Origin of the sequence: Rhodoluna sp. (assembly GCF_044232805.1) — a bacterium.
Lineage (GTDB): Bacteria > Actinomycetota > Actinomycetes > Actinomycetales > Microbacteriaceae > Rhodoluna.
In genome coordinates, this window is the sequence record NZ_JBIILG010000008.1 from 1 (window position 1) to 25,796 (window position 25,796).

The following is a 25,796-nucleotide window of genomic DNA, read 5'->3' on the forward strand; positions in this document are numbered from 1 at the left end:
CAGGCGTTGGAGATCCCGTAAAGGTTGCCAAAGACTCGATTGCCCACGCTAGATCCAAGGGCAACACGGTTGTGATTGTCGATACTGCGGGCCGCCTCGGTGTTGATCAAGAAATGATGAATCAGGCCAAAATGATTCGTGATGCCATCAAGCCAGACGAGACCCTGTTTGTCATTGACGCAATGCTGGGTCAAGACGCAGTAAATGTTGCCAAAGCTTTCGAAGATGGCGTTGGGATATCGGCAGTTGTTTTGACCAAGCTTGATGGTGACGCCCGAGGTGGTGCGGCACTATCCGTAGCCTCGGTTACTGGCAAGCCAATCATCTTCACCTCCACTGGAGAGTCCCTTGATGCCTTCGAGCCGTTCTATCCAGATCGAATGGCCTCCCGAATTTTGGATATGGGAGACATTCTCACCCTTATCGAACAAGCCCAGAAGCAGTTCGATGAGCAATCCGCATTGGAGATGGCCGAGAAGCTTGCCAACGAGAATTTCACCCTTGAAGACTTTTTGGAACAGATGCAGCAACTTCGAAAGATGGGCTCTTTGAAATCGATGCTTGCAATGATGCCAGGCGCTGGCCAGATGAGAGCGCAGCTGGACAACCTAGACGAAAAAGAAATAGATCGAACCGAGGCCATAATTCGTTCCATGACCCCGGTTGAAAGAACTAACCCAAAGGTTCTAAATGGCTCAAGAAGAACTCGAATCGCGAGAGGTTCTGGAATGAGCGTCACAGACGTGAATTCACTAGTGAATAGATTCGAGCAGGCCGCCAAAATGATGAAGACCGTGGCCAAGGGTGGTACACCTCAGATCCCAGGCATGCCAGCTGGTATTGGAGGCGTGGTGCCACGAAAGAAGGCCAAGGACCCCAAGAAAAAATCCGGTTCTAAATCGGGTAATCCAGCTAAGCGTGCTGAACAAGAGCAAGCCAGGGCAAATGGCCAAGGTTCAGCTCCATCTGGTGCTGGATCAGCCTTTGGAATCGGCAACTAGCTATCTTTGGCCATTTCTGGCAGACTAGAGAAGTTGCCTAGGCACCTGACCCTCTAACCAGGAGCCAAAAAGGCAAAACCATAGAGCTTGACTACCGAGTGTGCCCCCACGCTCACGGTTGATTGTTCGCCCCAATTCAAATAACAGGAGCATTGTGGCTGTAAAAATCCGCCTAAAGCGTCTCGGAAAACTCCGTACGCCTCATTACCGCATCGTCGTTGCCGACTCTAGAAAAAAGCGGGACGGTCGAGTCATCGAAGAAATTGGTCGTTACATCCCGACCGAGAGCCCATCTTTCATTGAAGTAGATTCCGAGCGAGCTCAGTATTGGCTTGGCGTTGGTGCACAACCAACCGAGCAGGTAGAGGTACTTCTAAAGCTCACCGGAGACTTCCAGAAGTCAAAGGGTGACAAGGATGCCAAGAACACCGTTCAGGTCAAAGCAGCTAAGCCAGTGTTTGAAAAAGACACTAAGAAGAAAGCTGTTCTAGTTCCTAAAGAAGAACTAGCTGCCAAGAAGGCAAAAGCCGAAGCTCCTGCCGCCGAAGCAGCACCTGCCGCCGAAGCACCTGCTGATGAAGCAGTTGTTGAAGCCGCGGTAGAAGCACCAGCTGCTGAAGAAGTTGTAGAGACTCCGGCAGCGGAAGTTACCGAAGCTCCTGCCGAGGAAACAGTAGCTGAAGAAGCCGCTGAAGAAGCAAAGCCAGAGGCCTAATAAAAAATGTTGGCCGCTGCACTCGAGCACTTAGTTAAGGGAATTGTCGATAATCCTGACGATGCCTCAGTGACTGAACGCTCGAGCTCCAAAGGAGATCTCCTAGAGATTCACGTTCACCCAGATGATCTGGGCAGAGTAATCGGGCGCAACGGCAGAACAGCAAAAGCACTTCGCACTTTGGTCAACGCACTTGCAGATGGCAAGAAAATTCGCGTTGATGTGGTGGACGGTGACTTCTAGTAAGACCAAGCTACGAGTCGGAAGGCTCGTTAAAGCCCATGGTCTAAAAGGAGCACTAAAGCTAGAGCTATATACCGACAGCCCAGATCAGAGATTTCGCGCTGGCCAGGAACTAGAACTACAGGTTCCAGAAACCTCCGAATGGTTTGGAAAAACCATAAAGGTAGCTGAGCTTCGCTTCTATAACCAATCCCCAGTTTTGTTTCTCGAGGGCATTCAAGATCGCAGTCAAGCCGAAACCCTAGTCAAGGCAATCTTGCTCATCGAAACCGATTTAGAGCAGCTTCCAGAAGATCCTGAAGCTTGGTACGACCATCAGCTGGTTGGCCTAACAGCGTTAGTCGGGGAAGAGGTAGTTGGAAAGGTGATTCGTGTGGATCATCTGCCAGCGCAAGATCTTTTGGCTATTGAAACTTCGAATGGTGAAGTGCTGGTGCCGTTTGTGAAGCAGATTGTTCCGCTCGTTGATATTCAAAAAGGTCAAGTTGTTCTAACCCCTCCGGCCGGCCTTTTTGAAATCAATCTTCCAGGTGGTGACTCTGATGAGAATTGATGCCATCAGTATTTTTCCTGACTTCTTTAAGGTGCTGGACATTTCTTTGCTCGGCAAAGCCCAAGAGCAGTCTCTAATTGAGTTCAAAGCACATGACCTAAGGGCTTTCACCGAAGATAAGCATCGAACAGTAGATGACACACCATTTGGTGGCGGAGCTGGGATGCTCATGAAGCCAGAGCCTTGGGGCTTGGCGCTGGATTCGGTCCTTACCGAAAACAGTGTTGTGGTGTTTCCTTCACCAGCTGGTGTGCCATTCAAGCAAGCTACCGCTAGAGAGCTTTCCGGCAAGCAGCACCTCGTGTTTGCTTGCGGTCGCTACGAGGGTATTGATCAAAGAGTCTTGGCATATGCCGAAAGCCGGGCAGAAGTTCGCGAAATAAGCCTGGGTGATTACGTGCTGAACGGCGGCGAAGTTGCCGCAGTTGCGATGATCGAGGCAATTGCGAGACTCATACCTGGAGTTATCGGCAACGCGCTGTCTTTGGACGAGGAGTCACACAGCGAAGGGCTATTGGAGTACCCGAGTTACACCAAGCCAGCTAGCTGGCGGGGCATGGATGTTCCTGAGGTGCTACTAAGTGGAAACCATGCGGAGATCGCTAAGTGGCGCAAGGAGCAAGCTCTGCAAAAGACACGAAGAATCAGGCCTGATCTAATCGATTAGTTACCAATTGCCTAGGGGTCGAAACTGTGGCAATATGGAGGTTCGCCTCCAGTAATGGGCTCTGCCGCAGGGGAGATAGGGCGAAGCAAAAACCCAACATAACCGTTTTTGACCTGCGTGCTAAAAACAGGAAGCGACACAAAATGCACATCTTAGATTCAGTAGACAAAGCCTTACTAAAAACTGATGTTCCAGACTTTAGGGTCGGTGACACCGTTAAGGTTCACGTAAACATCATTGAAGGTTCCAGGTCTCGTATTCAGGTTTTCCAGGGAATCGTTATTCGCCGCTCAGGTGAAGGTGTTCGCGAAACTTTTACTGTTAGAAAAGTAAGCTTCCAAGTTGGTGTTGAAAGAACTTTCCCAATCCACTCTCCAATCATCGACAAGATTGAGCTTGTTTCAAAGGGTGCTGTTCGCCGTGCGAAACTTTACTTCTTGCGTGATCTAAGGGGCAAGAAGGCAAAGATTCGCGAAAAGCGCGAAAACGTCTAAAGGCCTTAAGGGGACACGCTCAGCGTGAGTGAAGAGCTATCGCTTGGTGATCCAATGCGACAAAGGAAGAAAAAGCTCAGTCGAGGAAATAACCGACGTCGCAAAAGCAAGAATGTATTCGTTGCATTCTTTATCGACCTAGTTGTTGTTATCGGTGCTGCTTTAGTTCTTTCACTCCTAATCAAATCCTTCCTTATCCGTTCTTTCTTTATCCCCTCCGGTTCTATGCTCGAGACCCTTCAGATTGATGACCGCATAATCGTGAATCAATTAACTCCGGCTTTGTATCCAATCGAGCGCGGTGACGTTGTGGTTTTCAAAGACCCAGGTGGCTGGCTAGGACCAGACGTATCTGAGCCAACTGATCCACTGGTTGTTTCTGTTGATTGGTTTCTTTCAGCTTTTGGGATCACAGCGCCAGATAGCAAGCAGCACTTAGTAAAAAGAGTCATCGGCATAGCGGGGGACAAAGTTATCTGCTGTGATGCCGATGGAAAACTAACAATCAACGGTGTGCCAATAACTGAGCCGTATATAAGCTCCGGACAAACCCCATCAGCCATTGAGTTTGAAATCGAAGTGCCTCCTGGATCGCTTTGGGTGATGGGAGATAATCGCGGAAATAGCGAGGACTCTCGCTATCACGGTGATCTTCCAAGTAAGGGCTTTGTTTCAACAGATTGGGTCGTTGGCAGAGCTATGGTGATTAGCTGGCCATTTGAGAACTGGACCTGGTTGGATAACTACCCCGATGTCTTCAAAAACATTCCCAAGCCTTGATTCTGAGCGTCGAATCTTTGAACGAGGTAACCGCTTCGTAATTGGAATCGATGAAGTCGGAAGAGGAGCAATAGCAGGGCCGGTAGCTGTTGGCGTGAGCTTGATCGACAAAACCAATCCCGCTTTGGAGGCTTGGCCACAGAAACTGCAGGACTCGAAGCTAATGACTCCCAAATCTCGGAGCGAGATCACTTCGCCACTTATTGACTGGGTAAGTTCTTACGCGGTTGGATTTAGTTCCAATAAAGAAATTGACGAACTCGGCATTTCCGAGGCGTTGCGGCTGGCAGCAGGGTCTGCTCTTGATGAGCTATTCAAAGATGCTAAAACCCGAAAGACCATCGCTGAAGATGGCGCAGTTATCTTGCTAGATGGATCACAGAATTGGCTAGGAAAAGTCTCTTACGGACTCGATGTTCAGGTTCAGGTTAAAGCAGACACCAACTGCGTGAGTGTTGCCGCCGCCGCAGTCTTGGCCAAAGTCACCAGGGACTCATTGATGCAAGAGCTAGATCAGCAAAACCCGGGTTACGGGCTAGCTGGGCACAAGGGTTACGCCTCTGCGGCGCACATTGCCGCCCTTAGAACCCTTGGTCCATCAGATATCCACCGAGTGACTTGGCTGACTAGGATTCTGGCCTGAGGCTGGAATAGAATAAAGGCCAGATGGAAGAAAACGAATACGAAGACTACGACAGACAGGCTGAAGTCGCGCTTTACCGCGAGTATCGGGACGTTGTTGGAACCTTCAAATATGTAATTGAGACTGAGCGCAGGTTTTACCTCGCCAATGATGTCGAGCTCAAAAGAGTAGACACCCCAAACGATTTCTACTTCGAGCTGACCATGAGTGACGTCTGGGTTTGGGACATTTACCGAACCGACAGATTCATAAAGTCCGTAAGAGTTCTTACCTTCAAAGACGTAAACGTCGAAGAGCTATCAGGCAAGGCCTACGAGCTACCTAAAGAACTGGCCGTCGGCGAGTAGTTTCTCCACAGCTCTAGTTTTTTAAAACACCAAAAGCCAGCTTCTTGGAATAGTTCTTCCATGCCGATCCTCACTGACTTAGAACTACACGAACTCACCCATAGCTTTCAGAAGGGCGCTTACTCAACAGAGCGAGCCTTAGACCTAGTCGCGGCAGCGGCTATCAGCATCGTTATTGAACCAGGCGATCGAATGGCAGGAGCGCTAGCCAAAGCGTTTGGAACTCAAGGATTACTTCAGCTTCTGATTGATGGCTTTGAGCCTGCCAGAGTGCTTGAAGCTGTGCATCAGGTAAGAGCGGCAGATTACTTGACAGAAATCTTTGGTGATCTACCAGGAACAATAAATGACTCTAGGCAACGCTGGCTGCCAAGATTTTCTAAGCAGGCGGTAGTGAATTTGTTTCAAAGAGCAAAGCAGCTAGATCTTTCCATGCTGTTGCAAGGTGATGATGACTGGCCAACCGGATTGAATGATCTAGAAGAAGGCGCGCCAGCGCTCATTTTTGCACAAGGATATTTCAAGTTACTTAGTGGCTTGACCAGTGGGGTATCAATTGTTGGATCAAGAGCTTGCACCGAATACGGTGCGAAAGTCACGGCAAAGTTAGTTTCCGAACTTGCGTTCTATAAGCGCTTAACTGTCTCCGGAGGAGCCATCGGAATAGATAGTCACGTTCATAGCCAAAGCCTTAGAAACTCGCTACCAACTGTTGCAGTAATGGCAGGAGGACTAGATCGTAAATACCCAAGTTCAAATTCAAAACTGTTCCAAGCTATTGCCAGAAACGGAGTTTTGATTGCAGAGCTAGCTCCGGGGGTAGCACCCACTCGTTGGCGCTTTCTGCAACGAAACAGATTAATCGCAGCTCTTACCCCAACAACAGTTGTTATTGAAGCGGGCATTCGCTCGGGCTCGATACGCACAGCAAATAATGCCATCGAACTAGACCGGCAACTGTTTGCCGTTCCTGGCCCACTGACATCAGCTTCTTCTGCTGGAACAAACTCTCTGATCGCCGAAGGAAAAGCTAAAGCCTTGATTGACACCAAATTGATTACCTCCGAAGTTTTCGAGTCAGCACGATTTCAAGACGGCTCTGCTTTGTTGGTTCGAGCTCAAGATGCACTTCGAGACCTCGGGCAAGCAACTGGCGAGCAAATTGCCAAAGCTGCCGGGCTAACCCTGTTTGAGCTGAGCCTGGCTCTGGAAGAACTAAAAGCTCGGAATCAACTGACCATGGTTCAAGATTCTTTAGGGTCGCTCCATTACGCTTTGAAATATGCCAACAGAGCTTGAATACCTTCGAGATCAGTTCAGCCTTGAACTAGAAAACGGCAAAGGCTTTTCTCCAAATACGGTGAAGGCCTACATTTCTGATGTAACAGATCTATTCGAATTCATGGAGTCAAAGAAGCAATCAGAAATTCAGGACATCGATCTTGAGCTTGTGCGAGATTGGCTCTGGCGAGTGAGCGAAAAGGGTTTAGCGAAGACGACTCTGGCTCGAAAGAGTGCTGCGGTAAGGGCCTTCACTGCCTGGTTATTCAAGAACGAGAAACTTGAAATCGACCCCGGCCTCAAACTTCGATCACCCAAGGCTTCCAGGACTCTACCCAAGGTTCTCTCCCGCGAAGCTATGTCTGGAATCTTCGATGTCCTTGAGCCGCTTGCCACGACAGATAATCCAACCGGGATGAGTGATTTGTTGATAGTGGAGATTCTCTACGGTAGTGGTATTCGAGTTAGCGAGCTGGTGGGCCTAAACCTTGATGACATTGACTACGGTAGAAAGATTCTTCGAGTCACCGGTAAGGGTAACAAACAGCGAATGGTTCCATACAGTGATCCTTCAGGTGACGCACTAGCCAAATGGATTCGCGACGGAAGAAATCAGTTTGTGAATGAGACCAGTGGCAATGCACTCCTGATTAGTTCAAGAGGAAAACGAATTGGTGTTAGGCAGGTTTACGCTCTGGTAGCCGGTCTCTTGGCAGACACGGCTGTGGGAGCTGCCGGCCCACATGCACTTAGGCACAGCGCGGCAACGCACTTGCTTGATGGCGGAGCTGATCTTCGGGCAGTACAAGAGCTCCTTGGTCATTCTTCGCTAGCGACCACACAGATTTACACTCATGTATCTGTCGATCGCTTGAAGCAGGGCTATCTAAAGGCTCACCCGCGGGCTTAGTTAGGTTCGATCCAGGGCAGAAGCTTTGAGGGAGCAAGCTCTCCTGTGAACCAAAGAGGCGAAAGGTATTCACCGTCTCTTCTCGTTGAGAAGTGAAGACAGAAAGCATCTGCGCAGTGCTGCAGATACCCTAGGTCAGCTTCACAAACCTCGCCCACCAAATCCCCAGCTGATACTTCTTGACCTACAACCAATGAACTACAAACTGGCTCATACGAGCTAACAAGATTTCCTTCGTGTGACAAACTAAGAACTGGTCTGTCGACCACCTTCCCTACAAAACTAACTGTGGCATCCGCCGGTGCGAAAACCCCTTGGCCTAGTGTGACTTGGTAGTCGACACCGCGATGGCCAGACTCATAAGCTGCCTCAGAGGCTTTGTAGCTATTGACTAGCTGTGATCCGACAACCGGCGGGACCCATATTGGTTGGCTTCCAAGACTCGGAGAAGGAACCAACCAAGTCACACTCAGTGTCAAAAAGCCTGCAAGCTGGAGCACAGCAATCTTTTGGGGTTCAATCACCTCTCTAATGTGCATGATTTGCGAGCGTATTGGCCCAGGGCTTAGCAATCTGGGGAAAACTCGAGCTGGCAGGAGGCGATTGTGGGCTGGTATGCTTGGGGTCAGCGGCATTCTCGCTAAAAATCTTTGATTTTGAGATGTCGACTTCGCGTGCCGACCAAGATGGTTCTCACTCAGTGGCTCTAACGGGCTTGTGAGAAAAATCCGGCACCAGGGGTCATTGGCAACCGCCAATAACCATTAACTGAGTGGGCGCTTAATCGCGCCGAAAGGAAGTTCGACTCATGTCAGTCGTAACCACCCGTCAGCTGCTAGACAGCGGCGTACACTTTGGGCACCAGACCAGGCGCTGGAACCCGAAGATGAAAAGATACATCCTCACCGATCGTTCTGGAATCTACATCATCGATTTGCAGCAGTCGCTTGCAATGATCGACAAGGCCTACGAATTCGTAAAGAACACCGTTGCAAACGGTGGCTCAGTTCTTTTCGTGGGAACTAAAAAGCAGGCTCAGGAAGCAATCATGTCCGAGTCATTGCGTGTTGGCCAGTCATACATCAACCAGAGATGGCTGGGTGGACTACTAACTAACTTCCAGACTGTGGGCAAGAGACTTGCTCGTATGAAGGAACTAGAGACCATGGACTTTAATGACGCATCGAAGTCTGGACTAACTAAGAAGGAACTTCTTATTCTTCGCCGCGAGAAGGACAAGCTAGAAAAGTCCCTCGGTGGTATCAGAAACGTAACCAAGACTCCTTCGGCTATTTGGGTTGTTGACACCAACAAGGAGCACCTTGCAATCACAGAAGCTAGAAAGCTTGGAATTCCTGTAATTGGAATCCTCGACACTAACTGTGACCCAGACGATGTAACCTACGGAATTCCTGGAAACGATGACGCCATTCGTTCCATTCAGCTACTAACTCGCATCATTGCGGACGCAGTCGCTGAGGGACTTATTGCTCGTCACTCCAAGCCAGAAGCCGAAGCTGAGCCACTTGCTGAATGGGAGCGCGAGCTACTAGAGCAGGGCAACAAGGCAGAGGCGGCACCACAAGAAGAGGCGAAGGCGTAATTATGGCTAACTACACTGCTGCCGACGTAAAGGCGCTTCGCGAAAAATCCGGAGCCGGAATGATGGACTGCAAGGGCGCGTTAGACGAGGCCGATGGCAATCCAGAAAAGGCTTTTGAGCTTCTTCGACTAAAGGGCCTCAAGGGTGTTACCAAGCGCGAGGGAAGAGCAACCAGCAACGGCTTAGTCGTTGCCAGGGTTTCCGGTGGAACCGGTTACTTGCTTGAGCTTGCTTGCGAGACCGACTTCGTAGCAAAAGCAGAGCGCTTTGTTGCACTGGGTGAGCAAGTTGCTGACGCAATTGCTGCAGCCGGTGCCAAGGATCTTGCTACAGCTCTTGCTGCTCCTCTTGCCGGGAAGAGCGTTGCTGACGCAATCAACGACGAAGCTGCAATCCTGGGTGAAAAAGCTGAGTTGCGCAGAGTAGCTGTGATTTCAGACGTAGCAGTGGACGCCTACCTACACCGAACCTCAAAGGACCTTCCACCTCAGGTGGGAGTGCTAGTCGCGTTCGATGGAAATGCTGAAACGGCCCACGATGTTGCAGTACACATTGCAGCGTTTAGCCCATCAGTTCTTTCTCGCGATCAGATCTCCGAAGAGACCGTTGCGACCGAAAGACGTATCGCCGATGAGACTGCCCGCAACGAAGGTAAGCCAGAAGCTGCACTTGCAAAGATTGTTGAAGGAAGAGTCAACGGCTTCTTCAAGGAAAACGTTTTGCTAGAGCAAGACTTTGCAAAGGATAACAAGCTAAGCGTCCAGAAGGTCCTAGACCAGTCCGGAACCAAGGTTTCTGCCTTTGTACGCTTCAGAGTTGGAGCCTAAGTAACTTGAAACGGATAAAGACTCGGCCCAATAGGGCTGAGTCTTTTTCTTTGCTCGCCTAGACTATAACTGAACCTTGGAGGATTGCCTTGCCACATAAAAAACGCAGAGTTTTGCTGAAACTATCTGGAGAAGCATTCGGTGGCGGCACAGTTGGAGTAAACCCGGATGTGGTTGCCTCACTGGCAAAAGAAATTGCAGAAGGCGCAAAATCAACTGAGGTAGCAATTGTTGTTGGAGGAGGAAACTTCTTCCGGGGTGCAGAGCTTTCCCAACGAGGCATGGATAGGTCCAGAGCCGACTACATGGGAATGCTTGGAACTGTAATGAACGCATTAGCTCTTCAAGACTTTCTGGAACAAGCCGGTGTTGATGTTCGGGTGCAGTCAGCAATTAGCATGGCGCAGGTTACCGAGCCCTACATTCCACTTCGAGCCATGAGACACCTTGAAAAAGGAAGAGTCGTAATCTTTGGTGCCGGTGCCGGTTTGCCTTACTTCTCAACCGACACCGTTGCTGCCCAGCGAGCTTTGGAAATAAAGGCCGATGAGGTGCTGGTCGCCAAAAACGGCGTCGACGGTGTCTACTCCGCAGACCCAAAGAAAGATTCTGGGGCCAAGAAAATCGAGAACATCACCTACCAGGACGCACTCGTGCAGGGTCTGAAGGTAGTTGATGCAACCGCCTTTTCCCTCTGCATGGACAACAAGATGCCGATGAGGGTTTTTGGAATGCAGGGTAAGTCAAACGTGACCGATGCCATAAAGGGCAAGAAAATCGGCACAAGCGTAACTGCCTAGTTTTGAAAGAAAGATGAACAGAAAATGATCGATCAAATCCTGAAAACTAGCGCTGAAAAGATGGATAAAGCCCTCGAGTCAGCCAAGGATGACTTTGCTACGGTGCGAACCGGAAGAGCCAACCCCCAGCTGTTTCAGAAGATCATGGTCGACTACTACGGAACCATGACACCCTTGGCTCAACTTGCATCACTTCAGAACCCTGAGGCCAGAACGATCGTGATAACCCCTTACGATAAGAGCGCCCTCGGAGCTATTGAAAAAGCTGTTCGTGACGTTCCAAACCTGGGAGCCAATCCAACTAACGACGGCAACTTGATAAGAGTTAGCCTTCCAGAGCTCACCGAAGAGCGCCGCAAGGAATTCGTGAAGCTGGTAAAAACCAAGGCGGAAGACCACAGGGTTTCGGTTCGAAACATCCGCCGCAAGGGCAACGATGATTTAGAGGCTCTAAAAAAAGATGGTCAGGCAGGCGATGACGACATCGCTAGAGCCGAGAAAGAGCTAGACACTATCACCAAAGCACACGTCGATGCCATCGACGACGCACTAAAGCGTAAAGAAGCCGAACTGCTAGAGGTGTGAAGATTGTCAAAAGTTAGTGCACCACAGGGGAGGTCACTTTCCAAATCTATTGCAGTTGGTTTATTGCTAGCTGCAATATTCTTGTCTTCACTTTTGATGTACAAAGAGTTGTTCATCGTATTTCTTTCTATCTCCACCGCCATCGGTGCTTGGGAACTTTCCACTGCACTGAGGGAAAAAAAGTGGTACGTCCCTCGAGTACCAGCTGTTGTTGGATCGGTACTGATCATGCCAGCCACCTACTTTGGTGGTCCGGCGATTCAGTGGCTAGCAAGCATTGCTATCGTTGCGGCGTTGATTGTCTGGCGAACAGTGCACCTGCTTTTTGAAAGACGCAAAGCTAACTTCCAAACTCTGAAACGTACGGTGCGGGATTTTGGCGCAGCAGCTTTCCTGGTTATTTACCTTCCACTCACTCTGAGCTTTGGAATGCTCCTTCTTCGCCGCGATGATGGGCAGTGGTGGGTCTTAGCGTTTGTCACAACGGTTGCCCTAATCGACTCCGCTGGCTATCTGTTTGGTCGAATTTTTGGCAAGAACAAGCTAGCTCCCGGAGTAAGCCCGAAGAAGACTTGGGAAGGTCTAGCCGCATCCATAGTGTTTGGAACGGTATCTGCCGTCTCGTTTACTGTCTTTGTGCTTGGTGGGGCGTGGTGGGTTGGAATAATCCTTGCAGCGGTACTTATTCTTGCTGCAGTATTTGGGGACTTAGCTGAGTCTTTGATTAAGCGGGATTTGGGAATTAAGGACATGTCCACCTGGCTTCCAGGACATGGGGGAATGATGGATCGGTTAGATTCAATGCTTCCTGCCTCCCTGATGACTTACTTGGTGATGGTGGTGTTCTTTGGCTGAGCGATCGAAGTTCGCGGTTGTCTCCGGTAGGGGATATAGCCCCAAGCAAGTCGACACACTTTTCGATCTTGCCAAGCAGCAATACGAGAACCCAAATTTAGTCCTAGTAAGAGCATCGGATCTTCGTGGCTTGAGACTTGATTTAGTGCGCGGCGGTTACGCAACGAATCAGGTTGACGCGGCTTTGGATAATCTCGAAGATCATTTCATAGCAGCTGAAGTGTCGGCATTCCGAGAGCGTTTTGGGGATCAAGAGTTAGCCAAGCGCTACTCAGAGCTCAGGGATGCTCTAATTCCGAGGCTCAACAGGGAAAGTACAAAGCGCTTCGCCAGAGTGTCAATTCTTGCAAGAGGATATGACAGAAAGAAGGTTGACGAACTCTGTGATCAACTACTTGCCCACTTTGATGGAGCTAGCAAGCTAAAAGTTTCCGATCTAAGAAGAATCCAATTCCACTCGAAGCGTCATGGATACTCAATGCCGCAAGTAGACAGCTTTTTAGATCGCGCCATTGAGGCAATTCAGCTTGAAATCACTGAGTAGCGCCAATCTACTTGTCGGTGTCTTAGGCACCGTCTTTATCCTCTCAAGCTTCTTTGGCTGCACAGAGACTTCTGAACCAGAGCGAAGTGCTCCTACCCCTTCGGTAACAAAAACCTTGGAACCATCTGTTAGTGAATCCGCGGCGCCAGAGCCAACCCCATCTGATTTACCCACCGCCGAACCAAATGCCAGCGCCTCGTCACCGGCCTTGACTGCACTAGCGACAATTCCAATCAAAGGGCGGGCGCCAAAAACTGGTTATGATCGAGACCTATTTGCCAGTGACTGGGACTACAGTTTTGGCTGCGACATGCGAAACAAAATCCTTAGACGAGATTTCATCGAGTTTCAGTTTCGATCCGACTCATCATGTGTGATTGCAACCGGAATTTTACTAGATCCATACACTGGGCAAACAATTAACTTTGTTCGCGGTGTTGGAACATCGAATGAGGTCCAGATTGACCACGTTGTTGCTGTCAGTGATGCCTGGCAAAAAGGTGCTCAACAGCTTTCAAGTGCTCAACGCTATGCCTTCTATAACGATCCGCTGAACCTTTTGGCAGTTTCCGGTTCTGCTAACGGTCAAAAAAGTGATTCGGATGCAGCCAGCTGGTTACCTTCAAACAAGGCTTATCGCTGTGCATTTGTTGCCAGGCAGGTAGCGGTGAAAATCAGCTACAACCTTTGGGTCACTCAAGCTGAATACGATGCCATTAATCGCGTGCTCCAGGATTGCCCAGGGCAGGCCCTACCCACTGGCTAAGCGGGTTCGAAGAGCGCTCTAGCCCCAATTCAACACTAAAGATAGACTTGAAGGTCGTTGGTGTAATTGATCGCGGGAAGGATCGCTATGGGAAAGTACGAAGCTGTGCGCGTACCCCTTGCCAAGCGACTCATTCTTTCATTTGACGAACGGCTAGCTCAAAAGGGACTTACTCGTCCAAACCTGCCCAGGCTGACTAGAGCGAGATCATTTCCAGTTCTTGGATTCTTCTTCGTGTTGTCCTTCACTATGGTTTACACTTTTGATCCTTACGCTGGCAACTTAGCCAGCGCGTCAACAATGCAGGTTTTCGACCCAAACAAGCAAACATCAGAAGCCTTTGGATTTGGTGACGAATACTCCATCACATTCGAGCGCGGTGGCTTCACATTGGTTTCCGGTAAAGAAGCGACAAGCTATTTTGTTCTGGCCGCGCCAACCCCCGAACCGGGAACAGCAAAGGCCTACGCCTATAACTACATCAAGACATACAACTGGGGCTTAGACCAGTATTCCTGTCTAGTGAATTTATGGACCAGAGAATCCCAGTGGAGAACTTTGGCCAAAAACTCAGAAAGTGGCGCATACGGAATTCCTCAGGCTTGGCCGGGATCGAAAATGGCAACCGAGGGACCAGACTGGATGACCAACCACGAGACTCAGATTCGTTGGGGTGTTAAGTACATTGCCACCAGGTACAAAGCTCCCTGTGGAGCCTGGGCGCACTCGGAAGCTCACAACTGGTACTAATGAAAAGTCGACGTAATCGTGAGTCTAAGTGGGGGGCAGAGTTTCAGCCACTGGATATGGATAGGGTTCGAATCGGTGTCAAGCGCACTGAAATCAAGCGCGGCGTTGAGTACTCTGTTCAAACAACATCTGGCCAAAACGCCGAGCAAGACAAGAGCTGGGTTTGCCCGCACTGCAACATCGAAATCTCAAAAGGTCAAAACCATACCGTTGCTTGGGATTCAATCAGAGGTATAGAGACCAGAAGGCACTTTCACAATTCATGTTGGAAGGCATTTCAGGGACCACTTCTGTGATTGAAATCACTTCATCCACTGAGCTTCCATCCAAGCGCGAGGCAATCAAGCTACGTACCTCCGACAACCTAACTCTGATTGGGGAGTTGGCGCTACCTATGGATACCGCGCCTTCAGCTGTTTTGCTCACACTGCACCCACTTCCAACCCACGGTGGCTTCATGGACTCACACATTCTGCGAAAGGCTGCAAACCGACTTCCAGCGCTAGCGAACCTAGCAGTCTTGAGATTCAATACGCGAGGCACGAAAAGCCCGCAAGGCACCAGTGAGGGTGTTTTTGGTGAGGGGATAACCGAACAGCTGGACTTGGAAGCAGCACTCGATTTTCTGGCATCGAGGAACTTAGGTCCTGTCTGGCTAGTGGGTTGGTCTTTTGGAACCGAGCTGGCAATCAAGTATGGATCTGATAAAGATATCGCTGGGGCTATTTTGCTTTCCCCGCCACTTCACCGAGCCAAAGACTCCGACCTAGTCAAATGGGTTGGCTCGAACAGAAAACTGGTTGTGATTGTTCCAGAGCATGATGAATATCTTGCCCCGAAAGAAGCACGCGTCAGATTTTCTGTAGTTCCCGAAGCACAAGTAATCGCCGTTGATGGAGCGAAGCATTTGTGGGTTGGGGAGCAAGCGACAAGGACAGTACTGAATGAGATTGTCAAAATAATAGCTCCTGGAAGCTATCCGCTACCCGAAAAGTTCTAGAGAGAGTTTTGACGAGGGATGAATATCTCTCGGACGATGAATATAACCGAAGCGGCAAAAGGAATAGCAACCAGGGCTCCTAGGATTCCAAGTAATGCTCCGCCCGACAAGGCCGCTATAACAACTATCGGTGCCGGAACTGAGACGGCAACCCTCATTACCCTTGGGCTAACTACATAGGCTTCGATTTGTAGGTATACCAAGAAATAGATTCCCAGAACAAGAGCCGACGTTGGATCCACCGCAGCCGCAACCATAACCACCAGCGCAGCTCCGGACACCGATCCAACTAGTGGAATTATTGCAAGCAAGAAAACTATGAAAGCCAGAACCAGCGCAAAGGGAAGCCCGACAATACTCATGGCTATAAAAGCCAGGGTGGCATTTAGTGCTGCAACCGAAACTTGGCCAATGACATATCTACCAACAGAAATTGAGACCTGCTGGGATATCTTGGTGTAGCGCTCACGCTTACTAGCCGGAACCAACTTAATTAGCGAGGCCTTGAGACTTTCTAGGGAAGCTAGGAAAAACACCGTTAGCACCAAGATAATCAAGAATCCAAAAGCCCCATTGAACAAGCTGATACCTACCTGGACAACGCCACCTACCAGGCTTGGCCAGTTAGCTGAGTCAGTAAGGAAACCTCCAGCATCAGCTAAAGCCGAACCCACGGCCCCGTCTAGCTGATCATCGAGGCTAACAACAAAGGGAAACTTGGTGATGTCTCTAAGAATGTCGGGAGCACTATCTAGGAATTTGGTGCTTTGGGTAATCAGAGTGGGTGCCAGCGACCAAATCAGACCAGCTAAAAAGCCAACTAATCCAACTATCACCGTTAGAACGGCTATCGGCCTGGGAAACTTGAATTTTTCCAATTTTGAAACAAGCGGGTCAAGCCCAAGAGCTAGAAAGACCGCAGCAAATACGTAGGTAATGACATTGGCCAAGGTGGTTACAGCCCCACCAATGACTAAAGCGGTCAATACCCCAAGGCCACCAAAAAGCCCGAGTTGAAAAGCACTGGCTAATTTCATGTTTTGGACTGTCATCTACTTCAACGAATTCTTAGATGCCGCAACAACTTTCTCAAGCTGCTCTAGGTAGGAACCAACAGTTCTTCTCTCGACCTCAAGCTGCTGAAGCTTGGCGGTTGACTTATCAAGCTCCTTCGCAACTTTTGCCTTAGCATTCGCAATTAGATGCCTTGCCTCGGCTTCTGCGCTAGCGATGAGGGTCTCGGCTTTTAGCCTTGCTTCATCGGTAGTTTTCTTGTTGATCGAACGAGCCGCTGATTCAAGGGTCTCGGCCTCGAGCTGAGCCGCGTTGGTTCTAGCGATTGCGTTTTGCAGCTGCAGCTTGGCATCATCGAGATACTTCTGAGTCTGGTGCACTGCCTCCTGGTGCTTTGCAAGATAATCCCTTTCAGCTTCTGCTCGTCGCCCGGTCAGCTCTAGTTCAAGATCGATGCGCTCTTGTTCGCTTATGATTAGGGCCGCTTTTTCGGCGTCAATTTCTCGCACGGATTGTTTTTGCAACAGCAAACGTTTTTCTGCAATGTCTTTCTCGGCTTCTGCTTTTTGTAATTCCGTTTGGCGCTTGGTGTCGGCTCGAAGCTTGGCTACCTCAGTTGCTATGTCTCCCCGGATCGCGGATGCTTCGCGACTAGCCTCTTGAACTAGGCGCTTGGCCTCGAGTTCGGCTTTTGCTAGGGCTTCATTGGATTCTTCGCGGGCCAAGTTGATTGCCCTTTGACCCTTGCGATCGGCCTCAGCCACAAGAGACTCGTAGTAACTGTCTGCCTCTGATTTTTTGGTCTCTACTTCTTCATTTATGCTTCCAAAGATTCGAATCTTTTCAGCTTCAGCATGGGCTATCAGGCGGATGGCCTGATCCTCAGCAGAAGACAAGATGATTGCAGCCTGGTTTCCAAGACCGGCGTACGTGGGGGATTTAGCCTCGTTCAGCTTGGAGCTGAGAGCTTCAATTTGTTGCTTGGCCTGCTTTAGCTCCTCTACCAACTGAGCGTTTTGGGCGGAAAGTCTAAGAATGTCCCGATTTAGGTCAAGAACCGCCTCATCAACCGCAGCCCTGGCGTAGCCACGCAGGGCGCTAGGAAACAAAAGGTCTTCACCTGACATTTTCGTCCTCCAGCTGGGTTGGTTAGAATAGGGAGGGCTCATCGGCCCAAGTCAATAGTTTAGCTGGAATGGATAATCATGCGCTTTTTGATTGCGGCTACCCTATTTATTCTCTCCATTTCCTTCCTTTTGCTGGGCTTGGCTCAGCGGACAATCTGGGCACCGCCTGCAGTATTCGCAGTTAATCTAGTTGGCCAAGAATCCCAGCCATTTTTGATTATTCCCGCCGAGGCACTGGCCATGATGCCAGGAAATGCCACAATCAGGGCCACTGGCTCAAACCAGGTCTTTTTGGCAGTTGGTAGAGACGTGGATGTAGCTGCTTGGGTTGATACCACCCGTCACTCCGTGGTTGAAGGCTCAGCAGGATCTCAATCTCTCAAGGTCGTCGCTAATCCTGGGACCGACGATTTCATCAGCCCAGCGGGCTCGGATCTTTGGGTTAGCGAGTTTTCGGCAGATTCGGTCGGGGAAATCGTCGTCCCAGAGGGTCAAGATCTTTCTGTCTTGGTGGCCAGTGATGGTATTGGCGCTGCACCGGAAAGAGTGCGAGTTTCGTGGCCAACGGATAACTCGACTACCGTCTCCGACATCTTTTTGGTTGTCGGTCTGGGGTTACTTGTAATAGCCATCTTCTTTAATGTGTTAGCACTTGGCAAGATGATTCGAAACCGTGGTCCTCGAAGAAAAGTCCCTAAGGCACCCCAAGGTCCTAGGTACAAGCCAAAGAACAGGGTCTACGATCTTCCAAAGCGCGGTAGAAGATCCGCCAGTAACAAAATTGCCATAGCCCCGATTGCAATTGGACTGGTGCTGGCACTGAGTGGATGCCAAATGTCAGAAGTTCCTCAGAGCACCCCTACCCCGTCTGAATCGTCTACGGCTTCAGTTGTTGATCAAATTCAGCCAGCGCTTAATGAGCAACAGGTTGCAAGAATTTTGGCAGATATTCAAAGAGTGGTTGCTGAAGCAGATGCTTCTGGAGAAACTGAAGTGCTTGAAACCCGAGTTGATGGACCAGCACTACTATTCCGCGAGGCAAATTACCTACTACGCTCCAAATCCCTTGATATTTTACCTCTGCCTCCAATTTCCACTTCGGTCGTTTCGATCACCATTATTTCTAAGACAGAGTACTGGCCACGATCATTTATGGTGGTGACTCAAGACGGCGATGACCTACCGCAAACTCTAGTGATTGAGCAGCTCTCACCGAGAGATCCATACAAGCTGATCTATAACATGGCACTTCTTCCCGGAGTGCAGTTTCCAGATGTCGCAGCCGCTACCGAGGGGGCAATTCCCGTTGACATTGAGTCCCAGTTCCTGAAAGTATCTCCCCTAGTCCTTGCGCCTACCTATGGTGGTCTAATCGACAACGGTCCATCGAGCGAATTTTTCAGCCTATTCGACGTATCTACAGACAAGTTCTATGAGCAAATATCACAAACCCAGCAAGATCAAACTGAGAGCTTAGAAAGTGCGACAACACAATTTTCTCACGCTCTTGGTGAGTTCAATGTTGTTTCGCTAACCACCTCGGACTCGGGGGCTATTGTGGCGCTGATGATGGTTGACACTTGGGAGATCAAACCCACAGATCGCAACTCCGCCGTTACCGTTTCGGGTGATGAACTTCTTCTTCTAGGGATAGAAGGCAGCACAAGGGGAGTGAAGACTCGTTATGGAAACATGCTGCTTTTCTATGTACCCCTGGCTAGCTCTGATCAGAAGATTAGACTGCTTGGCGCAACTCAATCACTTCTCAGCATCGAGGTTTTGTAGGTGACGATTGAATTTGGTAAGCCTACTGACAAAGTGCAAAACGTCCCAGCTCTTGTTATTCAAGTAGATTCCAATTCGATCAGGGACTACCTGGCAATTTCTGACAGCCTTCCAGTATTAGTCTTGCTCGTTCAAGAAAATGACCCCTCAAGCCAATCACTTCTTAGCACTGTGAAGTTACTTACGGAAAAAACCGCAGGCAAGATCTTAACTTTGGTCGTAGACGCAGTTAAGTCTCCCGAGCTAGCTCAAGCTTTCGATCTAAAGCAAATCCCAACTCTGCTTGGAATGCTAAAGGGCCAGCCAGCACCATTATTTACAGGTGATCAACCAGCGGAGCAAGTGCAGCAAATCATCGACCGAGTACTTGATGTTGGAAAAGAAAACGGACTCACCGGAACCGTAAAAGTAGCAGAGCCAGAGCCCGAGCTATCACCCACCCACCAGCAAGCATTTGCCGCCATTGAAGAAAACAATTATCCGCTAGCTAGATCTCTTTACGAAAAAGCCTTGTTGGAAAACCCCAATGACCAACTAGCTGAAGCGGGACTCGCCCAAATCAAGCTTTTGATCCGATTGGAAGGCAAGCATCTTCCATCTCTTGCAAGCTCCTTAGGACAAGACATGGATACAGCTCTTGACCGGGTAGACGCGCTTGTTGCCACTGGAGCAGCCTCGGCAGGCTTCGAGCAACTGCTTGTCTTGTTTGAAAATACCGCCAAGGATCAAAGAGAACCTATTCGCCTGAGATTTGTTGAACTGTTTTTGGTTGTTGGAAATGAAGATCCTGCCGTTATCAAGGCCCGTAAAAATCTAAGCCTGCTTCTTTTCTGAGAGTCACTATGCCGGTATATCTAGATCACGCAGCCACCTCGCCAATTCGCGCAAGCGTTCTCGCGCTCTACGTTGCTACCCTTTCCGAAATAGGTAACCCGGCATCGGTGCACAGCTTTGGGCAACACTCGAGGCAGATTCTCGAGCAAGCCCGAGAAGAAATCGCCAAGGCGATCAACTGTGATCGCAACGAGGTGATTTTCACATCCGGTGGAACCGAGAGTGACAACCTGGCAATCAAGGGCATTTACTGGGACGTAAACTCCAAGGACCCAAGCAAGAACGTGATCATAAGTGCCGCAGCAGAACACCACGCGGTTCTAGATGCAATCAACTGGCTAGTTGATTCACAAAACGCAGAGCTGTATCTAATTCCAAGTGATGATCAGGGCGTTCTAGACATTGCGGCACTGGAAAGCTACCTGGAGCAAAACGCTGCGCGGGTAGCGCTTATTAGCGTGATGTGGGCCAACAACGAAATAGGAGTAATTCACCCCATTTCGGAAATCACCACGCTTGCGAAAAGCTATCAGATTCCCGTTCACTCTGATGCGATTGCAGCCCTTGGGCATATTCCGGTTGACTTTGCTGAATCTGGATTGGCTGCCATGACCATAACCGGTCACAAACTTGGTGGACCAGTAGGCTCGGGTGCACTGATACTGAGAAGAGATCAGAAGCTCACACCGGTGAACCACGGCGGCGGTCAGGAGCGAAACCTGCGCTCTGGCACCCCCGATGCTTCTTCAGCGGCTGCCCTAGCGCTGACCATAACCGAAGCGGTTTCCGAGCAAGGGGAGCTGGCCGCTAGGCACAAAATTATGACGGAGCGCCTAATTGCCGGAGTGAAGCAAATTGCAGATGACGTGGTTGTCTCTGCCGAGAACGTCCCTAGGCTTCCCAACAACGCCCACTTCAGATTCCCGGGCTGCCTGGGAGACAGTTTGTTGTTTTTGTTGGATAGCGACGGGGTTTCCATTTCCACTGGATCTGCCTGCACTGCTGGTGTCAATGGCCCATCCCACGTAGTTTTGTCTTTGGGAGCTAGTAATGATGAGGCTATGGGAACATTACGAATTACCCTTGGTCACAGCACCAAAGATCAGGACATAGAAGCATTTTTGAAGGCACTTCCCAAGGCCTACGAGGGTGCTAAAAACGCTGGATTAACCAGGAGATAGATGAAGGTACTTGCGGCAATGAGCGGCGGAGTTGACTCTGCCGTAGCTGCCGCGCGCGCTGTTGAAGCCGGCCACGAAGTGGTCGGTGTGCACCTGGCCCTTTCTAGAATGCCCGGCACTCTAAGAACTGGATCTAGAGGCTGCTGCACCGTAGAAGACTCCATGGATGCCCAGCGCGCGGCCAACAAGATTGGCATTCCTTTTTATGTTTGGGACTTCTCTGAAAGATTCAAGCAAGAAGTTGTTGATGATTTCATTAGCGAATACCAAGCGGGTAGGACCCCGAATCCTTGTATGAGATGTAACGAGCGAATCAAGTTCGCAGCGCTTTTGGAAAAAGCGCTAGCACTAGGTTTTGATGCACTTTGCACCGGCCATTACGCATCCATAGAAACTGACTCCAAGGGAAACCTAGAGCTGCACAGGTCGCTCGCCATGGCTAAGGATCAGTCTTATGTTCTTGGGGTTCTAAACAAGCAGCAGCTCCAACACTCACTATTTCCTCTCGGCAAAGCAGCCAACAAAGACGACATTCGCGCCGAGGCAAAAGCACGTGAGCTTTCGGTTGCGCAAAAACCAGATAGCTATGACATTTGCTTTATTCCAGAAGGTGACACCAGGGATTGGCTCTCGGACAAGATTGAAAGAACCGAAGGAGCAATTGTTGATCTCGAAGGGAACCAGCTGGCAACCCACGATGGAGTTTTTGGTTTCACCGTTGGTCAACGCAAGGGACTCAACATTGGTAAGCCTGCATCCGATGGTAAGCCAAGATATGTGCTGTCGATTAGACCCAAAGACAACGTGGTTGTGGTGGGTCCTGACGAGGCACTTCTAATCTCAGAGCTCAGTGGATCAAAGTACTCCTGGTGCGGCCAGGCTCCCTCGAACACCACAGACTGGTTCGAGGCCGAGGTTCAAGTTAGAGCGCACGGTCTTTCACACCCTTGCCGCGTCATGGTAGCCGAGAATCAAATGGTGATCTCGCTAACCGAACCCATCAGGGGAGTATCGCCCGGCCAAACTGCTGTTGTCTACCTAGGTTCAAGGGTCTTGGGTCAAGCGACAATTGATAAAACCGTCTCAGCAGTGATGGAGCAGGTTTGAACTCATTGGAACAATCTCGAGCCAACGAGCTAGTTGATCAAATAAACAAGCACCGAGCCGCTTACTACCAATCAAACACATCGCTTATTTCTGACGCCGAGTATGACGCACTTATGCGTGAGCTCGAAAAACTTGAAGCCAAGTATCCGCAATTGATAACGGGAGATTCCCCAACGCAAAGCGTAGGGGGAGAAGCTAGCCAGACCTTCCAGCCATCAGTTCATCTTGAGAAGATGATGAGTCTGGACAATGTCTTTTCCATGGAAGACCTTGACGCCTGGTTGGAAAAAGCAGGCGGCGGACCATTTCTTTGTGAGCTAAAAATCGACGGTCTGGCTATTAACCTGCGCTACGAAAAAGGCAAGCTAGTTTCCGCTGCCACCAGAGGCGATGGAACAGTTGGCGAGGATGTCACCCGTAACGTAATGACCGTCAAGGGCATCCCGCATCAGCTTTTAGGCAAAGCCATTCCAGGGGTAGTGGAAATCAGGGGTGAGGTTTTCTATGCGCTGGAAGATTTTGCCAAGCTCAACAAGTCTTTGATTGATCAAGGTAAGGCTCCCTTTGCTAACCCTAGAAACTCCGCTTCTGGCTCGCTGCGTCAAAAAGATTCCAGCGTCACGGCTTCTAGGCCGCTTCAGATGATTGTGCACGGGGTTGGAGCACTGCAAGAAGACTCGGTCAAGGCTCAGTCGGATCTGTACCAGCAGCTCAAAACCTGGGGACTTCCAACATCTTCTCGTTACAAGGTTTACAAAACATCAAAGGAAGTAAAGCAATACATTCAGGACTTCGAAGCCAAGCGTCACACCCTTGAGCACGAGATAGATGGTGTTGTAATCAAGGTGGACGAATTCTCAAAGCAGCAGAGCCTAGGCTTTACTTCCAGAGCCCCCAGATGGGCAATCGCCTATAAGTACCCACCGGAGCAGGTCAACACCAAGTTGTTGGATATCAAGGTTTCTATCGGTAGAACAGGGCGTGCTACTCCATACGCGGTTTTGGATCCAATTCGGGTAGCAGGTAGCGAGGTCGAGTTCGCAACCCTACACAACCAAGAGGTAGTTGCAGCCAAAGGTATTTTGATCGGCGACACCGTGGTGCTTCGCAAGGCCGGGGACGTGATTCCAGAAATCTTGGGCCCGATGGTGGCTTTGCGGGATGGCTCCGAGAAAAAGTTTGCAATGCCAAAAAAGTGCCCAGAGTGTCAAAGCCTGCTTGCCCCAGCCCAAGACGGGGACGTTGATCTTCGTTGCCCCAACGCCAAGAGCTGCCCTGCCCAGCTCAGAGAAAGAATTGCATACATCGGTTCCCGTTCCGCTCTTGATATCGAAGCGCTAGGTTTTGTTACCGCTGTTGCCCTCACCCAGCCAGTCGAACCAAAAGAACCCCCGGTGAAATCTGAAGCTGACCTGTTTACTCTGACGCTAGAAAAACTCCTGCCGATTAAATCTCGCGTAGTTGATGCTGACACCGGCACGGCCAAGCTGGATTCGGATGGCAAAGAAAAAGTAGTTGAGTATTTCCGAAAGAAGGACGGGACTGCCGCAACTGTTGCGACCAAACTCTTAGAAGAGCTCGAAAAAGCAAAGTCGCAACCTGCTTGGCGGGTGTTGGTTTCGCTTTCCATCAGGCACGTGGGTCCCGTGGCCGCAAGGTCTCTGATGAACACCTTGGGCTCGATCGAAGAAATTTTTGAAGCCAGTGAAGAACAACTTGCTGGAGTGGATGGTGTTGGTCAAGTTGTTGCCAAGACCATCAAAGAATGGATTGCGGTTGATTGGCATAAAGAAATAGTTTCGGCTTGGAAAAAGGCTGGTGTGAATTTCACTCAGGAAACGTCTCTTGGCGGATCAGGTGTGTTTTCTGGAATGAGCATCGTAGTTACTGGAACCCTAGAGTCACTAACTCGTGATCAGGCGGAAGAAGCGATAATTGCAGCCGGAGGCAAGGCCGCATCTTCAGTTTCCAAAAACACAGCTTTTGTATTGGCAGGGGCAAGTGCCGGATCCAAATTAGCCAAGGCGGAATCGCTTGGTGTTGGGGTAATTAGTGAAGCAGAGTTTCTAAAGCGCCTAAAAGCGAATTAGTCCCTCTTGTCGTCCTCGTAGGACTCAACTTCGATTGGCTCATAGCTCGCTCTGGTGCCCTCGCTGTAATCCACCGGGGCGTCAGCACCATCGGTAATGTACGTTGTTGGGCCTTCAAGTTCACTTTGGGCTAGTGTCTCATCAGCAGCCACCATGGACTCAGTTGACATCAAAGACTTCATGGTGTTTAGGAAGTCTTCGATTTCGTTGGACTCTGACTCCCATTGGGAGAGGCGTTGACGACCATCAACAATTACTGTGTTCGCGTACGCCTCAGCCTTGCGTGCAAGTAGCTCTGCTCGTCGGCGTGACTGATTGATTAAGTTTCCGGCATTGCGTTGAGCTTCCTCAGTCACATTCTTCGCCTGAGCCTGGGCATCACGAAGACGCGTTTCGGCTTCTAAATTCAACTTAGCTACTAGCGAGGAGGCTTCGGCAACGGCCTTGTTGGCAGCTTCAGTCGCTTGCTGGGCCTGCTTCACTCCTGATTCATACGTGAGAAGAGCTTCTTGCTCACTTTGAGCACGTTTTGCTCTCAATTCTGCGTCTAGCTCCAAGCGAAGCTGTGCGGATGTTTGGGCAAGCTCAGTGGCAGCGGCTCTGGCCTCTTCTGTCTCGCGGTTCACTTTCGCACGTAATTCTGCCGCAAATCTTTCACCTTCCGAGCGAATAGACGCGGCCTCACGCTGAGCGTGAACGGTCTTCTCTGCAGCGTCTGAAGCCTGATTATTGGCTGCGGCGATAGTCTCAGAAACCCTTCTATCAGCCTCCAAGAGGAGATCACTGACTTTGGATTCAGCTTCGAAAATCATTTTCTGTGCAGCTTCATTTGTTTTTCGGCTCATTTGCTCTGCTTCAGCTTTTGCGGTCTCGCGAATACGAAGCGCATCTTGGCCGGCATCGGTCATTAGCTTTCGGGCCTGCTCTTCGGCAATGCGCAAGGTCTGCTCAAACTGTGCACCAAGCTCTGCATAACCGGTTCCGGCGTCGCGCTTTAGACGCTGCTTTAGGCTGGCAATTTCGCTCTTTAGGAACTCAACTTCGCTGGCAGCTTTGTAGTTGTATTCGCGCACGTGCTCAAGTTCTTCTCGCATGGACGCAAATGTGTTGTCTACCTCTGCTTTGTCGTAGCCTCTAAATGCGACCGTAAATTCTGAGTTTTCCAATTGAACTGCCTTTTCTTTTGAGGTGGGTTTTTGCCTAAGTCTCTACTTTAGCGCCCAAAAGCCCCCCTAAATCAAGCAATTTCTATGTTGCTAGAATGGCCTTCTGGCCCAACGGCCAAAACTTAATC

29 protein-coding genes and 1 pseudogene are annotated in these 25,796 nt (G+C 49.9%); 26 read left to right on the forward strand and 4 right to left on the reverse strand.

Annotated elements, in window-relative coordinates; all coding sequences use genetic code 11:
- From AC9UES_RS02280 to AC9UES_RS02330, 11 genes and pseudogenes are all read left to right on the forward strand, one after another.
- The coding region (locus AC9UES_RS02280; protein ID WP_509526393.1) for a signal recognition particle protein at positions 1-1,001 on the forward strand (1,001 nt) is incomplete at its 5' end.
- Between the two features lie 154 nt (positions 1,002-1,155).
- A pseudogene (rpsP, locus tag AC9UES_RS02285) lies at positions 1,156-1,584 on the forward strand (30S ribosomal protein S16); the annotation flags it as partial.
- A 138-nt stretch (positions 1,585-1,722) separates the two neighbouring features.
- The gene (locus tag AC9UES_RS02290; protein ID WP_509523678.1) at positions 1,723-1,959 is read left to right on the forward strand and encodes an RNA-binding protein; all 237 of its coding nucleotides are present in this window, start codon (positions 1,723-1,725) and stop codon (positions 1,957-1,959) included.
- Complete coding sequence (rimM, locus tag AC9UES_RS02295) at positions 1,916-2,512, forward strand: ribosome maturation factor RimM (RefSeq protein ID WP_509526395.1); 597 nt, start codon at positions 1,916-1,918, stop codon at positions 2,510-2,512. Before AC9UES_RS02290 ends, rimM begins: the two co-directional genes overlap by 44 nt.
- Positions 2,502-3,179, forward strand: coding sequence for a tRNA (guanosine(37)-N1)-methyltransferase TrmD (trmD, locus tag AC9UES_RS02300; protein ID WP_509526492.1), 678 nt, complete (start codon positions 2,502-2,504; stop codon positions 3,177-3,179). The genes rimM and trmD overlap by 11 nt, the downstream gene beginning before the upstream one ends.
- Positions 3,180-3,322: 143 nt before the next feature.
- Positions 3,323-3,673, forward strand: a complete 351-nt coding sequence (gene rplS, locus AC9UES_RS02305) for a 50S ribosomal protein L19 (RefSeq protein WP_509523682.1) — start codon at positions 3,323-3,325, stop codon at positions 3,671-3,673.
- Between the two features lie 24 nt (positions 3,674-3,697).
- Entirely contained in the window at positions 3,698-4,453 is a 756-nt protein-coding gene (lepB, locus tag AC9UES_RS02310; RefSeq protein WP_509526397.1) for a signal peptidase I, read from the forward strand.
- Positions 4,425-5,096, forward strand: coding sequence for a ribonuclease HII (gene rnhB, locus AC9UES_RS02315; RefSeq protein WP_509526399.1), 672 nt, complete (start codon positions 4,425-4,427; stop codon positions 5,094-5,096). Before lepB ends, rnhB begins: the two co-directional genes overlap by 29 nt.
- Positions 5,097-5,119: 23 nt before the next feature.
- Positions 5,120-5,443 carry a DUF2469 family protein gene (locus AC9UES_RS02320; RefSeq protein ID WP_509523688.1) on the forward strand — a complete coding sequence of 108 codons (324 nt, stop codon included), beginning with the start codon at positions 5,120-5,122 and terminating at the stop codon, positions 5,441-5,443.
- 60 nt (positions 5,444-5,503) lie between these two features.
- Positions 5,504-6,742 carry a DNA-processing protein DprA gene (gene dprA / locus AC9UES_RS02325; protein ID WP_509526401.1) on the forward strand — a complete coding sequence of 413 codons (1,239 nt, stop codon included), beginning with the start codon at positions 5,504-5,506 and terminating at the stop codon, positions 6,740-6,742.
- The gene (locus AC9UES_RS02330) at positions 6,726-7,634 is read left to right on the forward strand and encodes a tyrosine recombinase XerC (protein WP_509526403.1); all 909 of its coding nucleotides are present in this window, start codon (positions 6,726-6,728) and stop codon (positions 7,632-7,634) included. The genes dprA and AC9UES_RS02330 overlap by 17 nt, the downstream gene beginning before the upstream one ends.
- On the opposite strand, the gene AC9UES_RS02335 is transcribed toward AC9UES_RS02330, so the two are convergent.
- Entirely contained in the window at positions 7,631-8,158 is a 528-nt protein-coding gene (locus AC9UES_RS02335; RefSeq protein WP_509526406.1) for a M23 family metallopeptidase, read from the reverse strand. The two genes, AC9UES_RS02330 and AC9UES_RS02335, sit on opposite strands and share 4 nt — an antisense overlap.
- A 284-nt stretch (positions 8,159-8,442) precedes the next feature.
- Here AC9UES_RS02335 and rpsB point away from each other — a divergent pair, with 284 nt between their 5' ends.
- From rpsB to AC9UES_RS02385, 10 genes are all read left to right on the forward strand, one after another.
- The gene (rpsB, locus tag AC9UES_RS02340) at positions 8,443-9,237 is read left to right on the forward strand and encodes a 30S ribosomal protein S2 (protein ID WP_509523694.1); all 795 of its coding nucleotides are present in this window, start codon (positions 8,443-8,445) and stop codon (positions 9,235-9,237) included.
- 2 nt (positions 9,238-9,239) lie between these two features.
- Entirely contained in the window at positions 9,240-10,064 is an 825-nt protein-coding gene (gene tsf / locus AC9UES_RS02345; RefSeq protein WP_509526409.1) for a translation elongation factor Ts, read from the forward strand.
- 89 nt (positions 10,065-10,153) lie between these two features.
- Positions 10,154-10,864 carry a UMP kinase gene (pyrH, locus tag AC9UES_RS02350; protein WP_509526412.1) on the forward strand — a complete coding sequence of 237 codons (711 nt, stop codon included), beginning with the start codon at positions 10,154-10,156 and terminating at the stop codon, positions 10,862-10,864.
- 24 nt (positions 10,865-10,888) lie between these two features.
- The gene (gene frr / locus AC9UES_RS02355; protein WP_509526415.1) at positions 10,889-11,449 is read left to right on the forward strand and encodes a ribosome recycling factor; all 561 of its coding nucleotides are present in this window, start codon (positions 10,889-10,891) and stop codon (positions 11,447-11,449) included.
- A 3-nt stretch (positions 11,450-11,452) separates the two neighbouring features.
- Complete coding sequence (locus AC9UES_RS02360) at positions 11,453-12,304, forward strand: phosphatidate cytidylyltransferase (protein WP_509526417.1); 852 nt, start codon at positions 11,453-11,455, stop codon at positions 12,302-12,304.
- Positions 12,297-12,848 (forward strand): DivIVA domain-containing protein, encoded by a 552-nt coding sequence (locus tag AC9UES_RS02365; RefSeq protein WP_509526420.1) that lies wholly within the window; start codon positions 12,297-12,299, stop codon positions 12,846-12,848. The genes AC9UES_RS02360 and AC9UES_RS02365 overlap by 8 nt, the downstream gene beginning before the upstream one ends.
- Positions 12,832-13,614, forward strand: coding sequence for an HNH endonuclease family protein (locus AC9UES_RS02370; RefSeq protein ID WP_509526422.1), 783 nt, complete (start codon positions 12,832-12,834; stop codon positions 13,612-13,614). The genes AC9UES_RS02365 and AC9UES_RS02370 overlap by 17 nt, the downstream gene beginning before the upstream one ends.
- Positions 13,615-13,701: 87 nt before the next feature.
- Complete coding sequence (locus AC9UES_RS02375) at positions 13,702-14,364, forward strand: aggregation-promoting factor C-terminal-like domain-containing protein (RefSeq protein WP_509526424.1); 663 nt, start codon at positions 13,702-13,704, stop codon at positions 14,362-14,364.
- Positions 14,364-14,660, forward strand: coding sequence for an Rv1322 family protein (locus tag AC9UES_RS02380; protein ID WP_509526427.1), 297 nt, complete (start codon positions 14,364-14,366; stop codon positions 14,658-14,660). The genes AC9UES_RS02375 and AC9UES_RS02380 overlap by 1 nt, the downstream gene beginning before the upstream one ends.
- Positions 14,627-15,364, forward strand: coding sequence for an alpha/beta hydrolase (locus AC9UES_RS02385; protein WP_509526430.1), 738 nt, complete (start codon positions 14,627-14,629; stop codon positions 15,362-15,364). Before AC9UES_RS02380 ends, AC9UES_RS02385 begins: the two co-directional genes overlap by 34 nt.
- Here the strand turns inward: AC9UES_RS02385 and AC9UES_RS02390 are convergent.
- Both AC9UES_RS02390 and AC9UES_RS02395 read right to left on the reverse strand, forming a co-directional pair.
- A complete protein-coding gene (locus tag AC9UES_RS02390; RefSeq protein ID WP_509526432.1) occupies positions 15,361-16,416 on the reverse strand; it encodes an AI-2E family transporter in 1,056 nt (351 codons plus the stop codon). The genes AC9UES_RS02385 and AC9UES_RS02390 overlap by 4 nt on opposite strands.
- Positions 16,417-17,505: a hypothetical protein gene (locus AC9UES_RS02395; protein WP_509526435.1), complete on the reverse strand. Its 1,089-nt coding sequence runs from the start codon at positions 17,503-17,505 to the stop codon at positions 16,417-16,419.
- A 78-nt stretch (positions 17,506-17,583) separates the two neighbouring features.
- On the opposite strand from AC9UES_RS02395, the gene AC9UES_RS02400 reads away from it, so the two are divergent.
- The 5 genes from AC9UES_RS02400 to ligA are packed head-to-tail and all read left to right on the forward strand — an operon-like array spanning position 17,584 to position 24,502.
- Positions 17,584-19,290, forward strand: a complete 1,707-nt coding sequence (locus tag AC9UES_RS02400; protein WP_509526438.1) for a DUF8094 domain-containing protein — start codon at positions 17,584-17,586, stop codon at positions 19,288-19,290.
- Positions 19,291-20,124, forward strand: a complete 834-nt coding sequence (locus AC9UES_RS02405) for a co-chaperone YbbN (protein ID WP_509526441.1) — start codon at positions 19,291-19,293, stop codon at positions 20,122-20,124.
- Between the two features lie 8 nt (positions 20,125-20,132).
- A complete protein-coding gene (locus AC9UES_RS02410) occupies positions 20,133-21,305 on the forward strand; it encodes a cysteine desulfurase family protein (protein WP_509526443.1) in 1,173 nt (390 codons plus the stop codon).
- Complete coding sequence (mnmA, locus tag AC9UES_RS02415; protein WP_509526445.1) at positions 21,306-22,412, forward strand: tRNA 2-thiouridine(34) synthase MnmA; 1,107 nt, start codon at positions 21,306-21,308, stop codon at positions 22,410-22,412. It begins immediately after the preceding gene.
- Positions 22,409-24,502: an NAD-dependent DNA ligase LigA gene (ligA, locus tag AC9UES_RS02420; protein ID WP_509526448.1), complete on the forward strand. Its 2,094-nt coding sequence runs from the start codon at positions 22,409-22,411 to the stop codon at positions 24,500-24,502. Before mnmA ends, ligA begins: the two co-directional genes overlap by 4 nt.
- Here the strand turns inward: ligA and AC9UES_RS02425 are convergent.
- Entirely contained in the window at positions 24,499-25,668 is a 1,170-nt protein-coding gene (locus tag AC9UES_RS02425; RefSeq protein WP_509526450.1) for a DivIVA domain-containing protein, read from the reverse strand. The genes ligA and AC9UES_RS02425 overlap by 4 nt on opposite strands.
- Positions 25,669-25,796 lie beyond the last annotated feature (128 nt).